Below are 17913 nucleotides of genomic sequence, written 5' to 3' on the forward strand. Positions count from 1 at the left end.
GGCCCGGCCCGCGGCGGGGCTCAGCCGGCCTTGTTGTCCTTGGCCATCGCGTCCAGCCGCTCCAGCAGCGCATCCGGCGGCAGATAGCCGCCGAGCTGGTGGCCAGCGGCATCGAGGATCATCGGCGTGCCCTCCAGTCCCATCCGCAGGCCGGCGTTGTACTGCATGTCCACCGGCGAGCGGGTGCACGGTTTTTCCGGCACGGCGCGGTCGTTCTTGGCGTCGGTCAGCGCCTTGCGCCGATCCGGCGCGCACCACACCGCCACCATCTTGCGGTAGTCGGGGCTGCCGATCCCGGCGCGCGGGAACGCCAGGTATTCCACCCGGATGCCACGCTTGGTGTACTCGGCGATGTCGGTGTGGAACTTGCGGCAGTAGCCGCATTCCACGTCGGTCAGCACCACCACGGTGTGCTTGGTGGCGCCGGCCGGGGCATACACGATGCGGTCGGCCTCGGGCAGGGTGGCCAGCACCTGCCGGCGCACCTTGGCCATCGCCTCGTCGCCCAGGTCCTTGCGGGCGGCGATGTCCAGCAGGTCGCCCTGGAACAGGTACTTGCCGTCGTCGCTGACCCAGATCACCTGGCCACCGGCGATGACTTCGCGGAAGCCCGGAATCGCCGCCTTGCCGATGGATTCGACCTGGATGCGCGGGTTCAGCACGCGCAGCGCATCGCGCACGCGTGCTTCCGGGGTACCGGCGACGAAGCTGGGTTCCTTCACCGTCGCTACCGGCTTGGCGGCGGCAGGCGCGGCGGGAGCGGTGGACTGCGCGCAGGCAGACAGGCTGAGGCAGAACAGGGCGGCAAAGACGAGGCGCTTCATCGGAACTCCGGATAGGGGCGCTGCATCCGACCGGACCGGGCGCCTTTGGTTCCGCATTCTCGCATGCCGTCCCGGCCGCGACCGGCCGCCCTCACGCCATCAAGCGCGCGGGTGGTGCTGCGCGTGCAGGTTGCGCAGGCGGTCGCGGGCCACCAGGGTGTAGATCTGGGTGGTGGTCAGGGAACTGTGGCCCAGCAACATCTGCAGCGCGCGCAGGTCGGCGCCGTGGTTGAGCAGGTGGGTGGCGAAGCTGTGGCGCAGACCGTGCGGGCTGATCTTCGCGGGGTCGATGCCGGCCGCCACCGCGCAGCGCTTCACCAGCGCCCAGAACGCCTGCCGGCTGGGCGCGTCGCCGTCTGCCTCGACGAACAGCGCCTGCACCGTCGACGACTGGCGAACGCGCGCCAGCAGCGGCGAGCGCGCCTCGCGCAGATAGCGCTCCAGCCAGTGCCGCGATTCCTCCCCCAGCGGCACCAGCCGCTCGCGGCCGCCCTTGCCGGTCACCCGCAGCACGCCCTGGCGCAGGTTGAGCGCGGTGGCCGGCAGCCCGACCAGCTCGCTTACCCGCAGCCCGGCGGCGTACATCAGCTCCAGCATCGCGCGGTCGCGCAGACCCGTCGGCGATGTCACGTCTGGGGCGTCCAGCAGTGCCACCACCTGCATTTCCGACAGGGCCTTGGGCAGCAGGCGCGGCAGCGTCGGCGGCTGCAGCAGGGCGCAAGGATCGTCCTTGCGCGCGCCGCTGCGCAGCGCATGGGCGAAATAGGCGCGCAGGCTGGACAGCAGCCGCGCGGTGCTGCGCGGCGAGTAGCCGGCCTCGGCGCGCATCGCCAGGCAGGCGAACAGGTCTTCGCGCCGCGCCTGCTCCAGCGGCGGCCGGGCCATCGCGCGCAGCCAGCGCGCCAGCCCCCGCAGGTCGGCGCGATACGCCGACAGGGTCGCGCGCGACAGCCCGTGCTCGGCCCAAGCCGCATCAAGGAATCGCTCGATGCCGGCCGCGTCCTCCTCCGCCAGCGGCGGCAGGCTGCGGGACAACTGGCGGCGGTCGGCGGCGCTGGGCATATGCGCAAGGGTAGAGCCCCGGCGCGTTTCCGGCACCTTGCCAGCGCGCAGGCGCGCGCCGCCCCGCCTGTATCCTGTGCCGATGCCCGGACAAGCCCCGCCCGCCCGACGTTTCCCCGCCCTCATCGGCTGGCGCCTGCTTGCGCTGCTGTACGACCTTTTCCCGATGCTGGCGCTGTGGATGCTGCTGTCCACCGCCTTCACCCTCGGCTACACCTATCTCGGCGACCACCCGGCGCAGCAAAACATCGCGCCCTTCAGCACGCTGCAGTGGCTGCTGTGGCTGTGCTGCTGGCTGGCCACCGGCGTGTACGCAACAAACAGCTGGCGGCGCGGCGGGCAGACGCTGGGGATGCGGCCCTGGCGACTGGAAGTGGTCGCCGCCAACGGCGGCGAACCGACAACGCGCGTGCTGTGGCAGCGCTACGCGATGGCCACGCTGTCCCTGCTGGCGGCGGGCCTGGGCTTCTGGTGGGCCTGGGTCGACCGCGAAGGGCTGACCTGGCACGACCACGCCAGCGGGACGCGCCTGCAGCGGCTTCCGAAACCGGCTGCCTGACGGCGGAGCAGGACTCGCCGGCGGGCTAGCTGCTGCGCCGGCGGAACAGCAGCCAGGACACCGTCAGCATCACCACCGGCGGCAGCGCGTAGGCGATGCGGTAGTCGAAGCGGAAGATGCCGGCCAGCTCACCGAAAATCCGCTGCAGCACCCAGAAGCCGAGCGCGAACACGATGCCGATGAACACCCGCTTGCCGTAGCCGCCACTGCGCAGCGAGCCGAACGCGAACGGGATCGCCGCCAGGCACAGCGCCAGCACGTTGATGGGATAGAACCAGCGGCCCCAGTAGATGTCCTCGAGCTCGCCGGCTTCCAGCCCGTTGCGACGGCGATAGTCGATGCTCTGCGCCAGCTCGCGGCTGCCCATGTTGCGCGGCTTGGTCACGCTGGAGGCCAGCGCGGTCTCGTCCAGCTGCGATTTCCAGTGCTCCTGCGCGCTGCGGCTGCGGCTGACCGACTTGGCGTGGAAGGTGGTGCGTTCGACACCGCGCAGCTGCCAGCCGCCGGGGCGATGCTCGGCCACATCGACGTTGGCGATCGACTGCAGGCGGCCGTCGCCATCGAACTGGAACAGGCGCACGCCGCGCAGCTCCAGCCAGCTGTCGCCGCCGCGCTGCTTCTGCTCGCCGCTGCGCGCATTGAGGAACATGTCGCCTTCGCGCGCCCACAGACCGCTGTACTTGGACACCACCAGATCGGTGTTGCGCACCGATTTCAGCGCCTGCGCGCGCTCCTCGCCCCACGGCGCCAGGGTCTCGCCGTTCACCACCATCAGCAGGGTCAGCAGCGCCAGCGAGGCCGCCACCGACACGCTCAGGCGCCGCCGCGACAGGCCCAGCGCGCGCAGCGCCGTCAACTCGGACGAGGCCGCCAGCTGGCCCAGGCCGAGCAGCGCACCGATCACCGCCGCGGTCGGGAACAGATTGTAGGCGCGCCACGGGATGCTCAGCCCGGTGACCGCGATCGCGTGGTTGGCGGTGAAGGCGCCCTTGCCGATGTCGCCGACGCCGTCGGCGAACGCCAGCACCACGTCCAGCCCGAGCAGTACGCCCCAGGCCAGCAAGACGCTGCCGATCACCGCCCGCGCGATATAGCTGTCGTGCAGCCGCGGCCAGTGTTTCATCGCCGCCTCCAGGGCCGCGCCACGCGGCCGTCGCGCGCATACAGCCACGCGCCCAGCGCCAGCATCGGCAGCAGCAGCCACCACAGCCCGGCGGCCACCGGCAGCCGGCCCGTGGCCAGCCATTCGGTGCCCAGGATCATCAGGAACACCCCCACCAGATAGGCCAGGAAGGCCAGCAGCAGCGCACCGTGGCGCGACTGCCGCGGCGAGCTGCGCGCCAGCGGCAGCGCCATCAGCGCGAACGCCAGCGCCAGCAGCGTCGGCGCGATCCGCCAGTGCAACTCCGCCCGCGCCGGTGCGGCGGGATCCGCCAGCAGTTCACCGATGGTCTTGAAGGCGGGATCGTCCATCTGCCGCTGGTCGTCCGGCGCCGGCAACTGCATCTCGTTGCGGGCGTAGTGCATCAGCCGGTAGTCGAGCTCGCCGCCTGCCTGCGGCCCTTCCACCCGGAAACCGTCCAGCAGCGCCAGCACCCGCGCGCCCTGGTCGCGATACAGCTCGCCGCTGCGGGCGGTGGCCACGTCCATGCGGTCGCCGCGCTCGCGGAAGATGAACACCCGCGCCAGCTTGGTGCCATCGCTGGACATCTCGCCGGCATAGGCCACGCCGCCGTTGGCCATCGGGGTGAAGCGGCCTGGCTCCAGCCCGGCCACCAGCAGGTTCTTGTTGGCTTCGATCACCATCCCGCGCGCCAGCCGGTTCGCCCACGGCCCCAGCCACAGCGAACAGGCGGCAATCGCGATCAGCACTGGCGCCACCACCAGCAGCAGCGGCCGCAGCATCCGCAGCGGACCCACGCCGGCGGCGCTCAGCACGTGCATTTCCGAATCGCGATAGAGCCGGCCCACCGCCAGCAGCAGCCCCAGCAGCAGCGCCAGCGGCAGGATGAGCGGCAGGTAGCCAAGCAGGCGCAGGCCCAGCTGCGACAGCAGCAGCGCCGGCGGCACCTTGCCGGCGGCCATCTCGCCGATCAGGTCGGCGAACACGCCGCCCAGGCTGACCATGCCCAGCACCACCAGCGCGGCAAGCACGGCACGGGCGAACTCGGCGCTGAGGTAGCGGTCCAGCTTCGGCATCAGGCCGGCGTGCTCCAGAACATGCTTTAGAATCGGGGTTCGCCACGCGGCGCTGAGCGCCCGGCGCGGCCGCGCATTGTAAGCGACCCAGCCCGCCTGCCCGCCGGTCGCAACCGGCAGGCCGCCTTCTTTTTCGTCATCCAGCCCGGATACCTTGTTCGATGAGCCTCGAATTCAGCCTGAACCAAACCACCCCCGCCTCTGCCACCGTCGACTGCATCGTGGTTGGCGCCTTCGCCGACGGCAGCCTGACGCCCGCCGCGCAGGCGCTGGACGCCGCCAGCAGCGGCCGCATCCGCGCCCTGCTGGAGCGCGGCGACGTGTCCGGCAAGACCGGCAAGACCGCCCTGTTGCATGACCTGGCCGGAATCGCCGCGCCGCGCGTGCTGGTGGTCGGGCTGGGCGATGCCGGCAAGTTCGGCGTGCCGCAGTACCTCAAGGCCGTGGGCGATGCCGCCCGCGCGCTGAAGACCGGCGCGGTGGCCAGCGCGCTGTTCACCCTGGCCGAAGTGGCGGTCAAGGACCGCGACGCGGCCTGGAACATCCGCCAGGCGGTGATTGCCAGCGACCACGCCTGCTATCGCTACCTCGCCACCCTGGGCGAGAAGAACAAGAAGCGCGAGGACAAGGGCCTGCAGCACCTGCACGTGGCCGGCAGCGACGCCGCCGCGCTGGCGCAGGGCGTGGCGATCGCCGCCGGCGTGCGCTTCAGCCGCGAGCTGGGCAACCTGCCGCCGAACATCTGCAACCCGGCCTACATCGCGCAGCAGGCGCAGGAGTTGGCGGCGCGCAGCGAAGGCGTCGAGTGCGAGGTGCTGGACGAGGCAGCGATGGAAGCGCTGGGCATGGGCTCGCTGCTGGCGGTGGCGCGCGGCAGCGCGCAGCGCCCGCGGCTGGTGGTGCTGAAGTATTCCAACGGCGGCGACGCCAAGCCCTTCGTGCTGGTCGGCAAGGGCATCACCTTCGACACCGGCGGCGTCAACCTGAAGACGCAGGGCGGCATCGAGGAAATGAAGTACGACATGTGCGGCGCCGCCACCGTGCTGGGCACGTTCGTGGCCGCGGTGGGCATGCGCCTGCCGGTCAACCTGGTGTGCATCGCGGCGGCGGTGGAAAACGCCATCGACGGCAACAGTTACCGCCCGTCCGACGTCATCACCAGCATGAGCGGCAAGACCATCGAGGTCGGCAACACCGATGCCGAAGGTCGCCTGATCCTGTGCGATGCGCTGACCTATGCGCAGCGTTTCCAGCCGGCCGCGCTGGTCAACGTCGCCACCCTCACCGGCGCCTGCATGGTTGCGCTGGGCAAGTACGCCACCGGCGTGATGACCAAGAGCAGCCACGACCTCGCGCGCGAACTGCTGGATGCCGGCGAAACCGTGTTCGACCGCGGCTGGCAGCTGCCGCTGTGGGACGAATACCAGCCGATGCTGGATTCGGCCTTCGCCGACATCTACAACATCGGCGGCCGCTGGGCCGGCGCGATTGCCGCCGGCTGCTTCCTGTCGCGCTTCACCGACGGCCAGCGCTGGGTGCACCTGGACATCGCCGGCTCCGCCTCCGACGACGGCAAGATGGGCATGGCCACCGGCCGCCCGGTCGGCATGCTCAGCCAGTGGCTGCTGGATCGCGCCGGGTAAGCCATGCCCCGCGCCGACTTCTACCTGATCGACAAGCCGCGCTTCCGCGAACAGCCGCTGCTGCTGGTCTGCGAGCTGGCCAAGCGTGCATTCGCCGCCGACCTGCCAACGCTGGTGCTGGCCCGCGACATGGCGCAGGCGGAAGCGCTGGACGACCTGCTGTGGTCATTCGATCCCGACGAGTACCTGCCGCACCAGATCGCAGGCCAGGACGAGGACGAGGATGAGGCGCCGGTGCTGATTGCGGCGCCGGAGGCTGACCCCACACCGCGCCCGCTGCTGATCAACCTGCGCGACGACGCGCCGGCCGGTGGCTTCGAGCGCGTGCTGGAAGTGGTGCCGGCCGACCCGGCCGCGCGCGGCCCGCTGCGCGAGCGCTGGAAGCATTACCAGTCGCTGGGCTTCGATCTCAAGAAATACGACATGTAACGGCCTGCAGGCGGGGCAACAGCTCCGATCCAAACGCCACGGGTACGGTTCCGGCCGCGCCTGCATGAAGCACACCAACCGCTTTCGATGACCACCCACCGATGACCACCCTCGCCTCCGGCTTCGACCCGCAATCCTTCGAAACCCGCCTGTACCAGCAGTGGGAAGGCAGCGGCGCGTTCGCGCCAGCCGGCAACGGCCCGGCCTACACCATCCTGCTGCCGCCGCCGAACGTCACCGGCACCCTGCACATGGGCCATGCGTTCCAGCACACGCTGATGGACGCGCTGGTGCGCTACCACCGCATGCGCGGCTTCCGCACCCTGTGGCAGATGGGCACCGACCACGCCGGCATCGCCACCGAGATGGTGGTCAGCCGCAACCTGGCCATCGAAGGCAAGGGCGAGACCCGCGATTCATTGGGCCGCGAGAAGTTCATCGAAAAAGTGTGGGAGTGGAAGCAGCACTCCGGCGACACCATCGAGCGGCAGATGCGCCGGCTGGGCGCCAGCGGGGACTGGTCGCGCAGCGTGTTCACCATGGACCCCATGCCGTCGCAGGCGGTCACCGAAGCCTTCGTGCGCCTGCACGAGCAGGGCCTGATCTACCGCGGCCAGCGGCTGGTCAACTGGGACCCGGTGCTGAAAACCGCGATCTCCGACCTGGAGGTGGTGAGCGAGGAGGAGAACGGCCACCTGTGGTCGATCCGCTACCCGCTGGCCGATGGCGCGAGCTATGAACACGTGGAGGTCGATGCCGACGGCGTCGAGTTCCTGCGCGAGACCCGCGACTACGTGGTGGTGGCCACCACCCGCCCGGAAACCATGCTCGGCGACACCGCGGCGATGGTGCACCCGGAAGACCCGCGCTACCTCGCGCTGCACGGCAAGTTCGTGGCGCTGCCGCTGACCGGCCGCCGCATCCCGGTCATCACCGACGACTACGTCGACCGCGCGTTCGGCACCGGCGTGGTCAAGGTGACGCCGGCGCACGACTTCAACGACTACGCGGTGGGCCAGCGGCATTCGCTGCCGCTAATCAACATCTTCACGCCCGAAGCCAAGGTGCTCTCGGATCGCGACGACATCGCCGACAAGTACCGCGGGCTGGACCGCTTCGAGGCGCGCAAGCTGATCGTCGCCGACCTCGACGCCGCCGGCCTGCTGGTCGAGGTCAAGCCGCACAAGCTGCAGGTGCCGCGCGGCGACCGCAGCGGCCAGGTGATCGAGCCCTACCTGACCGACCAGTGGTTCGTGCAGATGGACACGCTGGGCAATCGCGGCCTGGAGCTCGCCGAGTCGGGCGCGGTGAAGTTCGTGCCGCCGAACTGGATCAACACCTACCGCCACTGGATGGAGAACCTGCAGGACTGGTGCATCAGCCGCCAGCTGTGGTGGGGCCACCGCATCCCGGCATGGTTCGACGATGCCGGCAAGGTGTACGTGGGCCGCAGCGAAGCCGAGGTGCGCGCGGCACACGGGCTGGGCGATGCGCCGCTGCGGCAGGACCCGGACGTGCTGGAGACCTGGTTCTCCTCGGCGATGTTCCCGTTCAGCACGCAGGGCTGGCCTGACGCGGCGGCGATGGCGGAACGCGGCTTCGCGCAACACGTGCCTTCGAACGTGCTGGTCACCGGCTTCGACATCATCTTTTTCTGGGTCGCCAGGATGGTGATGATGACCGACCACTTCACCGGCCAGGTGCCGTTCCACGACGTCTACATCACCGGCCTGGTGCGCGACAAGAACGGCCAGAAGATGTCGAAGTCGAAGGGCAACGTGCTGGACCCGATCGACATCATCGACGGCATCAGCGCCGACGACCTGGTCGCCAAGCGCACCTTCGGGCTGATGCAGCCGAAGATGGCCGAGAAGATCGAGAAGGACACCCGCAAGGAGTTCCCGAACGGCATCAACCCGCACGGCGCCGACGCGCTGCGCTTCACCATGGCCGCGCTGGCCGGCCCCGGCCGCGACATCAAGTTCGACCTCGCCCGCGCCGAGGGCTACAGGAACTTCTGCAACAAGCTGTGGAACGCAACGCGCTTCGCGCTGATGAACGTCGGCGACGCGACCTTCAACGGCAAGCCGCAGCCGCAGACCGATGCCGAACGCTGGATCCTGTCGCAGCTCGACCGGGTCAGCGCGGAAGCCGCGGAACACTTCGCCAGCTACCGCTTCGACCTGCTGGCGCAGTGCCTGTACGAATTCGCCTGGAACCAGTTCTGCGACTGGTTCGTGGAGCTGGCCAAGCCGGCACTGAACGGCGCTGCACAGGGAAGTGCGAGTGTCGCTGAAGGCAGGATGCCGGAAGCGGCCGATGACGCCGCCACCGCGGCCAGCACCCGCCACACCCTGCTGTATGTGCTGGACGCACTGCTGCGCATGCTGCACCCGCTGATCCCGTTCGTCACCGAGGAACTGTGGCAGGCCGTTGCGCCGAAGCTCGGCAAGTCCGGCAGCCTCATGCTGCAGGCGTATCCGCAGCCCGGCGATGTCGACGCCACCGCATTCGCGCAGGCCGACGCCGACATCGAATGGCTGAAGGGGATGGCCAGCGCGGTGCGCCGCATCCGCAGCGAACTGGGCGTGTCGCCGGCCAAGCAGCTCACCCTGCTGGCGCGCGGCGGCACCACCGAGGATGCGTCCCGCCTGCAGCGCTTCGACGCCTCGCTGCGCTTCCTGTGCAGGCTGGAACGGATCGAGACGATCGCCGGCGAGCCGCCGGCTGCCGCGCCGGCCGTGGTTGGCGAGCTGCAGCTGTTCGTGCCGCTGGAGGGGCTGGTGGACCTCGACGCCGAGCGCGCACGGCTGGACAAGGAAATCGCCAAGATCGCCGCGGAAAAGGACAAGAGCGAAGCCAAGCTGGCCAAGTTCGGCGCCGGCGTGCCGGCCGCGGTGGTGGAGCAGGAGCAGGCGCGCCTGGCCGACTGGGCCGGCAAGCTTGACGCGCTCTCCGCGCAACGGAGTAGGCTGGGCTAGCATCAGCGCCCCGGGGCCACCGCGCCGGGGCGACGCACACGCCAGCGAGGGCATCCACAGATGGCCAGCCAGACCCCGGGCAGCGGCGCGCCCATCACCACCGATCCCTACCGCCAGCTGCTGGACGAAGTAGGCGCCTTCGTCTACACCACCGATCTGGAAGGCCGCTACACCTACGCCAACCAGCTGGTGCTGGACCTGCTGGGCGGTCACCCGCTTGATGCCGTCCTGGGCAAGTCGTTCACCGATTTCGTCGACATCGGCGAAGCCGGCGACACCTTGCGCAAGACCGACCGGCGCGTGCTGGAGCTGGGCGAAACCATCGCCCGCGAGGAAACCAACCACATCCACGCCACCGGCGAATCGCGCAGCTACTGGTCGATCAAGAAGCCGCTGCGAGATGCCAGCGGCGCCATCGTCGGGCTGCTCGGGATTTCCCACGACATCACCGAGAAGAAGCGGCTGGAGGACCGGGTGCGCCAGCAGAAGGAACTGCTGGATACGGTGCTCGACAACATCGACGGCCTGGTCTACGTCAAAGGGGCCGATCGCCGCTTCCGCTATGCCAACCGGCACCTGGCTGATGTGTTCGGGCGGCCGGTGGACCAGATCGTCGGCAGGCTGGACAGCGAGCTGATGCCGCGCGAGGCCGCCGATGCGTTCTGGGAAAAGGATCTCCGCATGCTGGCCACCGGCGAACGCTACGCCGGAGAGGAATCCCTGGTCGATTCCGAAGGCCGCCTGCGCCACTACTGGAGCGTGGTGGTGCCGTGGCCGGACTTCAACGGCAGCCCGGCCCTGATCGGCCTGGTCACCGACATCACCGAGCTGCACGAGCTGAAGGAGGAACTGCAGCGCCAGGTCCGCACCGACAGCCTGACCGGCCTGGCCAACCGCCGCAGTTTCCAGGAGCGTGCGGAGACGGAGTTCGCCCGCAGCCACCGCCACGGCATGCCGTTGAGCCTGGTCGCCATCGACATCGACCACTTCAAGCGGGTCAACGATGACTTCGGCCACGCCGTCGGCGACCAGGTGCTGCAGGATTTCGCCCACTGCTGCCAGCACGTCCTGCGCGAAGAGGACCTGTGCGCGCGCACCGGCGGCGAGGAGTTCTGCATCCTGCTCCCGGACACCGACGCGGCTGCCGCCCGCGTGATTGCCGAACGCATCCGGCTGATGACCGCCAGCTGCCGTCCCTGCCCCGAGCATCCCGCGCTCACGATCACCGCCAGCTTCGGCGTTGCCTGCGTCGAACCGTCGGATCCCAGCTTCGACACCCTGTTCTCGCGCGCGGATCGGGCGCTGTACACCGCCAAGCAGCAGGGTCGGGACCGCACCTGCGTGCTACGTGCCGATCCGGCGATGCCGTCCACGCCGCACATCGCTCCACCGCGCCACGCCACCCAGGACTGAGCGGCACGTGCGGCTGCAGCCGGGTGCCGACGGCAAGCCGGCAAGACCAGCCTGCTTCCGGGCAAAAGCGTGCGCCGCTGTTCACCCCCGCCGATCCCCGGGTGCTACAGTCCCCGCATGCTGCGCAGGCTGTCCCGCTGGCTGTTGATCGTCTCGCTGATGCTGAACGGCATCGGCAGCGCCGCCGCCGGGGTTTCGATGCACCTGGACGCGCTCCAGAGCGTGCATCACGCAGCGCCCACCCGGATGGTCGCGGACCATCACGGGAAGCGCGACGGCCAGCCGGGCTTGGCGAGCGCTTCCGCGCCCGCGGATCACCACGACGATTGCGGCGATGACTGCTGCGGCGGTGCCGACAGCTGCCAGTGCCTGTGCCTGCATCACGCCCAGGCCCTGGACCCACCGCTGCCCCACCTGCCGTCGCTTGCCGGAACGGGCCTGGTCGCCTCGCTGGCGACGCTGGGCATCCCCGCGCCGCCATTGGGCGAGGACATCCGGCCTCCCATCCGCTGACGGGGAGCCCGGCGCCGACGGTGCCGGTTGTCGTGCCCACGCCGCAAGGGTGGGCGTCAGTGCCGGTCCATCGGCCATTCGACCCTGGAGCGTTCCATGTCCCTGTTTCCTTCCGGCAGCGGAGGCGGCCTGCCCTCGCCATCGCGCCGTCGTTTCATCCAAGGCCTCGCTGCGGCGGGCGCCGTCTCCACCCTCGGGCTCTGGCCCAAGCCCGGCTGGGCCCTGCGATCCCCCGGGCAGCCGGAGGTGCTGGCCGGCACCGAGTTCGACCTGCGCGTCGGCGAGACGCTGGTCAACTACACCGGCAGGACGCGCCCGGCCGTCACCATCAACGGCAGCCTGCCGGGGCCGATCCTGCGCTGGAAGGAAGGCACGACCGTGGCCCTGCACGTGCGCAACGAGCTGCCGCGCGGCTCGATCCACGGCCCGGACACCTCCGTCCATTGGCACGGCATCCTGCTGCCCGCGAACATGGACGGTGTGCCGGGGATGAGCTTCGACGGCATCCGTCCGGGCGAGAGCTACCTGTACCGCTTCCAGGTCCGGCAGTCCGGCACCTACTGGTACCACAGCCATTCCGGCTTCCAGGAACAGGGCGGCATGTACGGGCCGCTGATCATCGACCCGATCGAGCCGGAGCCGTTCGCGTTCGACCGCGACTACGTGGTGTTCCTGTCCGACTGGACCGACATGGATCCGGCCCGGCTGTTCGCACGGCTGAAGAAGATGTCCAGCCACGACAACTACCACCAGCGGACCGTCGGCGATTTCCTCCGCGACGTCGAGCGCGAGGGCGCACGGGCCACGCTGGCCGACCGTGGCGCCTGGGGCCGGATGCGGATGACGCCGACGGACCTGTCCGACGTGAACGCCCACACCTATACCTACCTGCTCAACGGCACCACCGCGCTGGGCAACTGGACCGGGTTGTTCAAGCCGGGCGAGAAGGTGCGGCTGCGCTTCATCAATGGTTCGGCGATGACCTATTTCGACGTCCGCATCCCCGGCCTGGAGATGACCGTGGTGGCGGTGGACGGCCAATACGTGCATCCGCTCACGGTCGACGAGCTGCGGCTGGCGGCGGCGGAGACGTTCGACGTGATCGTCGAACCGCGCGGCCAGGAGGCCTACACCATCTTCGCCCAGGACAGCGCGCGCACCGGCTGGGTGTCGGCCACCCTCGCCGTGCGCGAGGGCCTGCGCGCACCGGTGCCGGCGCTGGACCCGCGGCCGCTGCTCGGCATGGCGGACATGGGCCATGGCGGGATGGATGGCATGGCACACGCGCATGGCGCACCTGCTGGCGGATCCGGCCATGGCGGCCACGACATGCAAGGGATGGATCACGGCGGCGCGGGCATGCAGGCGCACCCGGCCAGTGAAACCGACAACCCGCTGGTGGACATGCAGACCATGATGCCGGCCCCGAAGTTGTCGGACCCCGGCATCGGCCTGCGCGACAACGGCCGCAGGGTGGCGACCTATGCCGACCTTCGCAGCAGCTTCCCGGACCCGGACGGACGCGAGCCCGGGCGCACCATCGAGCTGCACCTGACCGGCCACATGGAGAAGTTCGCGTGGTCGTTCGACGGACTGAAGTTCGCCCAGGCCGAGCCGCTCAGGCTGGCCTACGGCGAGCGGGTACGGATCGTGCTGGTCAACGACACCATGATGAGCCACCCGATCCACCTGCATGGCTTGTGGAGCGACCTGGAAGACGAGCAAGGCAACTTCCACCTGCGCAAGCACACCATCGACATGCCGCCCGGCACGAAACGCAGCTACCGCGTGCGGGCCGACGCGCTGGGCCGTTGGGCGTACCACTGCCACCTGTTCTTCCACATGGAATCGGGCATGTTCCGCGAAGTGCGGGTGGAGGAAGGCGCATGAACAGGCTCACGCATCTGGTCATCGGCGTGGCCACCGCGCTCGCGGCTATGCCGGTACTGGCCCAGCACGCCGGCCACGACGCGGCGCCGGCCAAGGCACCGGAACCGCAGTCGCCGCCCCCCACGCACGCCGCGCCGACTTCGCACCAACGACAGGGACAGGGCGAAGACCGCTCGACGATGGACCGCTCGACGATGGATCACTCGACGATGGATCACTCGACGATGGATCACTCGACGATGGATCACTCGACGATGGATCACTCGACGATGGATCACTCGAAGATGGACCACTCGAAGATGGACCACTCGAAGATGGAGCACTCGAAGATGGAGCACTCGGCCATGGGGCACGCGGCAGGCGATCTGCCGGTCGCTGCACCACCGCGCGAGCCGATCCCGGTGGTCACCGACGCCGATCGGGCCGCCGCCTTCCCTGCGGTCCATGCACACCACCAGCACGGCACCAGCACCCACGCCTACAGCCTGGTCGACCGCCTCGAAGTCTCCGATGCGGACGACGGCACCGCGCTGGGCTGGGAAGGCAGCGGCTGGATCGGTGGCGACCTCCACAGGTTCTGGTGGCGGACCGAAGGCCATGCGCTGCAGGGCACGGTCGAGCGCGCCAGCGTGGAGGGCCTGTACGGTCGCGGCATCCGCGCCTGGTGGGACGTGGTGGCGGGCGTCCGCCACGACTTCGGCGAAGGCCCCGGCCGCAGCTGGGTCGGCGTCGGCATCCAGGGCCTGGCGCCCTACAAGTTCGAGGTGTCCGCCACCGCCTATGCGGGCCAGCAGGGACGGACGCTGCTGCAGGCGGAAGCCGAGTACGACACCCTGCTGAGCAATCGCTGGATCCTGCAGTGGCGCGCCGAGGTGCGCGCTTACGGCAAGGACGATCCCGCGCTGGTGATCGGTGCCGGGCTGTCCACGCTCGAAGCGGGCATGCGGCTGCGCTACGAGGTGACCCGGCAGTTCGCACCGTACATCGGCATCGAACACGGCCGGGCTTTCGGCAGGACGGCCGACCTTCGGCGCGCGGCAGGTCACCGCGCAAACGACACCACCGTCGTGGCCGGCATCCGGATCTGGTTCTGATGCGCGGCCCGATGATTTCCAGGAGAACCCGGATGGAACGATTCAACACGATGGCGCTCGGCATTGCACTTGTGCTGTTCGGCGCGACGGCCGGATGCAGCGCACCGGACCAGGGCAGCCCCCTCGCCACCACTGCGGCGGCGGCGCCTGCAGCGGCACCAGTGCTGGATGCCGCCCGCGCCGGAGAGGCCGGCGACGCCAACACCGCCACCCCAGCGGCACTGCCGGTCGTGCTGGTGCACAAGACGCCGACCTGCGGCTGTTGCGGCGCGTGGGTGGAACACATGCGCGCGGCCGGTTTCCAGGTGCAGGTCGAGGAACGCGCGGACCTCGAGCCCGTGCGCCAGCGGCTTGGCGTCCCTGACGGCAAGGTGTCCTGCCATACCGCGCAGGTCGGCGGTTATTTCGTGGAAGGCCATGTCCCCGCCGACGACGTCAAGCGCCTGCTGGCCGAACGGCCGCGGGCGCGCGGGCTGGCCGTGCCGGGCATGCCGCTGGGTTCACCCGGCATGGAAACCCCCGACGGCCGCGTCCAGCCCTACACCGTGGAACGCGTCGAACCCGACGGCACCACCACGACCTACGCCCGGCACGGGCAAGGGGCAGCGCCATGACCCACGCCCACCCCCACGCCGACCATCCCGCGCCGGCGGGCACCATCTACACCTGCCCGATGCACCCGCAGATCCGGCAGCCGGGACCGGGCGTTTGCCCGATCTGCGGCATGGCGCTGGAACCGGAGATGCCGAATCTGGAGGACGACGAGAACCCGGAGCTGGCGGATTTCAGTCGGCGCTTCCTTTGGACGCTGCCGTTGACGGTGATCGTGCTGGTGCTGGCGATGTTCGGCCAACACTTCCCCGGCCTGTCCACCTCCGCACGCACCTGGCTGGAGCTGGTGCTGTCCACCCCGGTGGTGCTGTGGGCCGGCTGGCCGTTCTTCCAGCGCTGCGTGCAATCGATCCGCAACCGCAGCCCCAACATGTGGACGCTGATCGGCATAGGCGTGGCCGCGGCCTACGGCTACAGCGTGGTGGCAACGCTGGCGCCGGGGCTGTTTCCCGACAGCTTCCACGAACATGGCCGGGTGGGCGTCTATTTCGAGGCGGCCGCGGTCATCATCTCGCTGACCCTGCTGGGCCAGGTGCTGGAACTGCGGGCCCGCTCGAAGACCTCGGCAGCGATCAAGGCCCTGCTGGGCCTGAGCCCCAAGACCGCCCGCCGGATCGCGCCGGACGGCAGCGAAGCGGACATCCCGCTGGAACACGTCCACGTCGGCGACAGGCTGCGGGTGAGGCCGGGCGAGAAAGTGCCGGTGGACGGCACCGTGCTGGAGGGCCGCTCCAGCGTGGACGAGTCAATGCTCACCGGCGAGCCGATCCCGATCTCCAAGCACGAAGGCGAGCGCCTGATCGGCGCCACAATGAACGGTACCGGCAGCCTGGTCATGCGCGCCGACCAGGTGGGTGCGGACACCACCCTGTCGCGCATCGTGCAGCTGGTGGCGCAGGCGCAGCGGTCGCGGGCGCCCATGCAGCGCATGGCCGACAAGGTGGCCTACTGGTTCGTGCTGGCGGTGGTCTCCGTCGCCATCGCCACGTTCCTGCTCTGGGGCCTGTTCGGCCCCGAGCCGTCGTGGACATGGGCAATCCTCAACGCGGTGTCGGTGCTGATCATCGCCTGCCCCTGCGCGCTGGGACTGGCCACCCCGATGTCGATCATGGTCGCCACCGGTCGCGCGGCGCAGGCGGGCGTGCTGTTCCGCGACGCCGAGGCCATCGAACAGTTCCGCACCCTGGACACGTTGGTGGTCGACAAGACCGGCACGCTGACGGAAGGCCGGCCGGCGTTCAGTACCGTTGTCGGCATCGGCGCGACGCCGGACCAAGAGGTGCTGCGCTTGGCCGCCAGCCTCGACCAGGGCAGCGAGCACCCGCTGGCCGAGGCCATCGTGGCGGAGGCGCGCGCGCGCGGACTGCAGCTATCCGCCGCGCCGGACTTCGACTCCGTCACCGGCATGGGCGTCCGCGGTACGGTTGACGGGCAGCGCCTGCTGCTGGGCAACCACGCGCTGATGGCGGCCAATCAGGTGCCGGTGGAAGCGCTGGCCAGCGAGGCCGAACGCCTGCGCAGCAACGGAGCCAGCGTGATGCTGCTGGCCGCCGACGGCCGCGCGCTCGGCCTGCTGGCGGTCGCCGATCCGATCAAGCCGTCGGCCAGGCCGGCGGTGGAAGCCCTGCAGGCCCGCGGCATGCGGGTGGTCATGGCCACCGGCGACGGCGGAACCACGGCGCGGGCGGTAGCCAGGCAGCTGGGGATCAGCGAGTTCCACGGCGAAGTCAGTCCGGAGGACAAGGCCGTGCTGGTCCAGAAGCTGCGCGGCGAAGGTCACCGCGTCGCCATGGCGGGCGACGGCATCAACGATGCTCCGGCGCTGGCCAACGCCGATGTCGGCATCGCGATGGGCACCGGCACCGACGTGGCGATGTCCAGCGCGCAGGTCACCCTGGTGAAGGGCGATCTGCGCGGCATCCTGCGCGCACGCGCGCTGTCCGAAGCAACGGTCGCTAACATGCGTCAGAACCTGGCTTTCGCCTTCCTGTACAACGCCATCGGCGTGCCGATCGCCGCTGGCGTGCTCTATCCGGTGTTCGGCCTGCTGCTCAGCCCCATGATCGCGGCGTTGGCGATGAGCCTCAGCTCCGCATCCGTGGTGGCGAACGCCCTGCGGCTCTCGCGGACGCGCCTGCCGGATGACGCAGGCACGACCGAGCCGTGAATGCCTGCTGCCGACGGGCGCCGACAGGGCGCGTCCGTTTGCCGTGCAACTCACTTCCCGCGCTTGCCCGCCGGGATCGTCAACAGGATCGAGGCGATCGCCGCCACCACCATCAGCAGGTTGAAGCCCAGCGCGACCATCGCCGCTTCGCGGATGGCCAGGTTGTCGCTGCGCCCCTGGAAAGTGATCACGCCTTCCAGCCACTGCGCGCCACTGCCCGACGGGCCGAGCGCGGTGAAGATCGCGCCCGAGATCGCCACACCCAGCGCCGCGCCCAGCGAGGACGCCATCTTGTAGATGCCCGCGCCGGAGCCGGACTGGGCCATCGGCAGGCTGGACAGCGCCGCGTCGGTGGAGGGCGTGGCATAGAACGCCAGCCCCAGGCCGAACAGGGTGTAGCCGACGATGGCCAGCAGGCGGTAGGTGTCCAGCATCACCTGGGTGGGCATCAGCAGCGCGATGGCCAGCGCGGTGATCATGCGGCCCCACACCATCGGCCGGCGCGGCCCGAAGCGCTGCAGCAGCTT

The 17913-nt window shown here is 69.8% G+C and carries 15 protein-coding genes; 10 read left to right on the plus strand and 5 right to left on the minus strand.

Features of this window, described 5'->3' with window-relative positions; translation table 11 throughout:
• Window positions 1–20 precede the first annotated feature (20 nt).
• Together G582_RS0107230 and xerD are read right to left on the minus strand one after the other, a co-directional pair.
• The gene (locus G582_RS0107230; RefSeq protein ID WP_028839266.1) at window positions 21–824 is read right to left on the minus strand and encodes a DsbC family protein; all 804 of its coding nucleotides are present in this window, start codon (window positions 822–824) and stop codon (window positions 21–23) included.
• 99 nt (window positions 825–923) lie between these two features.
• Window positions 924–1886, minus strand: a complete 963-nt coding sequence (gene xerD / locus G582_RS0107235; protein ID WP_028839267.1) for a site-specific tyrosine recombinase XerD — start codon at window positions 1884–1886, stop codon at window positions 924–926.
• Between the two features lie 82 nt (window positions 1887–1968).
• Here xerD and G582_RS0107240 point away from each other — a divergent pair, with 82 nt between their 5' ends.
• Window positions 1969–2445, plus strand: a complete 477-nt coding sequence (locus G582_RS0107240; RefSeq protein WP_028839268.1) for an RDD family protein — start codon at window positions 1969–1971, stop codon at window positions 2443–2445.
• Window positions 2446–2470: 25 nt separating this feature from the next.
• Here the strand turns inward: G582_RS0107240 and lptG are convergent, their stop codons facing one another.
• Both lptG and lptF read right to left on the minus strand, forming a co-directional pair.
• On the minus strand, window positions 2471–3568 hold the full coding sequence (lptG, locus tag G582_RS0107245) for an LPS export ABC transporter permease LptG (RefSeq protein WP_038053309.1): 1098 nt from the start codon (window positions 3566–3568) through the stop codon (window positions 2471–2473).
• Window positions 3565–4644 carry an LPS export ABC transporter permease LptF gene (gene lptF / locus G582_RS0107250; RefSeq protein WP_028839270.1) on the minus strand — a complete coding sequence of 360 codons (1080 nt, stop codon included), beginning with the start codon at window positions 4642–4644 and terminating at the stop codon, window positions 3565–3567. Before lptF ends, lptG begins: the two co-directional genes overlap by 4 nt.
• Window positions 4645–4805: 161 nt before the next feature.
• Here lptF and G582_RS0107255 point away from each other — a divergent pair, with 161 nt between their 5' ends.
• The 9 genes from G582_RS0107255 to G582_RS0107295 all read left to right on the plus strand — a co-directional run bounded on the left by G582_RS0107255 (window position 4806) and on the right by G582_RS0107295 (window position 17386).
• The gene (locus G582_RS0107255) at window positions 4806–6287 is read left to right on the plus strand and encodes a leucyl aminopeptidase (RefSeq protein ID WP_028839271.1); all 1482 of its coding nucleotides are present in this window, start codon (window positions 4806–4808) and stop codon (window positions 6285–6287) included.
• A 3-nt stretch (window positions 6288–6290) separates the two neighbouring features.
• Window positions 6291–6716 (plus strand): DNA polymerase III subunit chi, encoded by a 426-nt coding sequence (locus tag G582_RS0107260; RefSeq protein WP_028839272.1) that lies wholly within the window; start codon window positions 6291–6293, stop codon window positions 6714–6716.
• Between the two features lie 101 nt (window positions 6717–6817).
• Entirely contained in the window at window positions 6818–9697 is a 2880-nt protein-coding gene (locus tag G582_RS0107265; protein ID WP_028839273.1) for a valine--tRNA ligase, read from the plus strand.
• Between the two features lie 60 nt (window positions 9698–9757).
• Entirely contained in the window at window positions 9758–11110 is a 1353-nt protein-coding gene (locus G582_RS15875) for a sensor domain-containing diguanylate cyclase (protein WP_051246955.1), read from the plus strand.
• Between the two features lie 117 nt (window positions 11111–11227).
• Window positions 11228–11623, plus strand: coding sequence for a CopL family metal-binding regulatory protein (locus G582_RS0107275; RefSeq protein WP_028839274.1), 396 nt, complete (start codon window positions 11228–11230; stop codon window positions 11621–11623).
• 96 nt (window positions 11624–11719) lie between these two features.
• Window positions 11720–13513: a copper resistance system multicopper oxidase gene (locus tag G582_RS0107280; RefSeq protein WP_028839275.1), complete on the plus strand. Its 1794-nt coding sequence runs from the start codon at window positions 11720–11722 to the stop codon at window positions 13511–13513.
• Window positions 13510–14607, plus strand: coding sequence for a copper resistance protein B (locus tag G582_RS0107285; protein ID WP_028839276.1), 1098 nt, complete (start codon window positions 13510–13512; stop codon window positions 14605–14607). The genes G582_RS0107280 and G582_RS0107285 overlap by 4 nt, the downstream gene beginning before the upstream one ends.
• Before the next feature lie 32 nt (window positions 14608–14639).
• A complete protein-coding gene (locus G582_RS15880) occupies window positions 14640–15221 on the plus strand; it encodes a DUF411 domain-containing protein (RefSeq protein ID WP_028839277.1) in 582 nt (193 codons plus the stop codon).
• Between the two features lie 59 nt (window positions 15222–15280).
• Window positions 15281–17386 carry a heavy metal translocating P-type ATPase gene (locus G582_RS0107295; RefSeq protein WP_028839278.1) on the plus strand — a complete coding sequence of 702 codons (2106 nt, stop codon included), beginning with the start codon at window positions 15281–15283 and terminating at the stop codon, window positions 17384–17386.
• Between the two features lie 50 nt (window positions 17387–17436).
• On the opposite strand, the gene G582_RS0107300 is transcribed toward G582_RS0107295, so the two are convergent.
• On the minus strand, window positions 17437–17913 hold a 477-nt coding region (locus G582_RS0107300), incomplete at its 5' end, for a hypothetical protein (RefSeq protein WP_028839279.1).

The sequence above is a fragment of the Thermomonas fusca DSM 15424 genome, assembly GCF_000423885.1.
Classification (GTDB): Bacteria; Pseudomonadota; Gammaproteobacteria; order Xanthomonadales; family Xanthomonadaceae; genus Thermomonas; species Thermomonas fusca.

Excerpts from the sequence above, each read along its gene's own strand:
- G582_RS0107275 (WP_028839274.1), top strand. The coding sequence starts at position 11,228 with ATGCTGCGCAGGCTGTCCCGCTGGCTGTTGATCGTCTCGCTGATGCTG.
- G582_RS0107260 (WP_028839272.1), top strand. The coding sequence starts at position 6,291 with ATGCCCCGCGCCGACTTCTACCTGATCGACAAGCCGCGCTTCCGCGAA.
- G582_RS0107255 (WP_028839271.1), top strand. The coding sequence starts at position 4,806 with ATGAGCCTCGAATTCAGCCTGAACCAAACCACCCCCGCCTCTGCCACC.
- G582_RS0107295 (WP_028839278.1), top strand. The coding sequence starts at position 15,281 with ATGCACCCGCAGATCCGGCAGCCGGGACCGGGCGTTTGCCCGATCTGC.
- G582_RS0107280 (WP_028839275.1), top strand. The coding sequence starts at position 11,720 with ATGTCCCTGTTTCCTTCCGGCAGCGGAGGCGGCCTGCCCTCGCCATCG.
- G582_RS0107285 (WP_028839276.1), top strand. The coding sequence starts at position 13,510 with ATGAACAGGCTCACGCATCTGGTCATCGGCGTGGCCACCGCGCTCGCG.
- xerD (WP_028839267.1), bottom strand. The coding sequence starts at position 1,886 with ATGCCCAGCGCCGCCGACCGCCGCCAGTTGTCCCGCAGCCTGCCGCCG.
- G582_RS0107240 (WP_028839268.1), top strand. The coding sequence starts at position 1,969 with ATGCCCGGACAAGCCCCGCCCGCCCGACGTTTCCCCGCCCTCATCGGC.
- G582_RS15875 (WP_051246955.1), top strand. The coding sequence starts at position 9,758 with ATGGCCAGCCAGACCCCGGGCAGCGGCGCGCCCATCACCACCGATCCC.
- G582_RS15880 (WP_028839277.1), top strand. The coding sequence starts at position 14,640 with ATGGAACGATTCAACACGATGGCGCTCGGCATTGCACTTGTGCTGTTC.
- lptF (WP_028839270.1), bottom strand. The coding sequence starts at position 4,644 with ATGCCGAAGCTGGACCGCTACCTCAGCGCCGAGTTCGCCCGTGCCGTG.
- G582_RS0107230 (WP_028839266.1), bottom strand. The coding sequence starts at position 824 with ATGAAGCGCCTCGTCTTTGCCGCCCTGTTCTGCCTCAGCCTGTCTGCC.
- G582_RS0107265 (WP_028839273.1), top strand. The coding sequence starts at position 6,818 with ATGACCACCCTCGCCTCCGGCTTCGACCCGCAATCCTTCGAAACCCGC.
- lptG (WP_038053309.1), bottom strand. The coding sequence starts at position 3,568 with ATGAAACACTGGCCGCGGCTGCACGACAGCTATATCGCGCGGGCGGTG.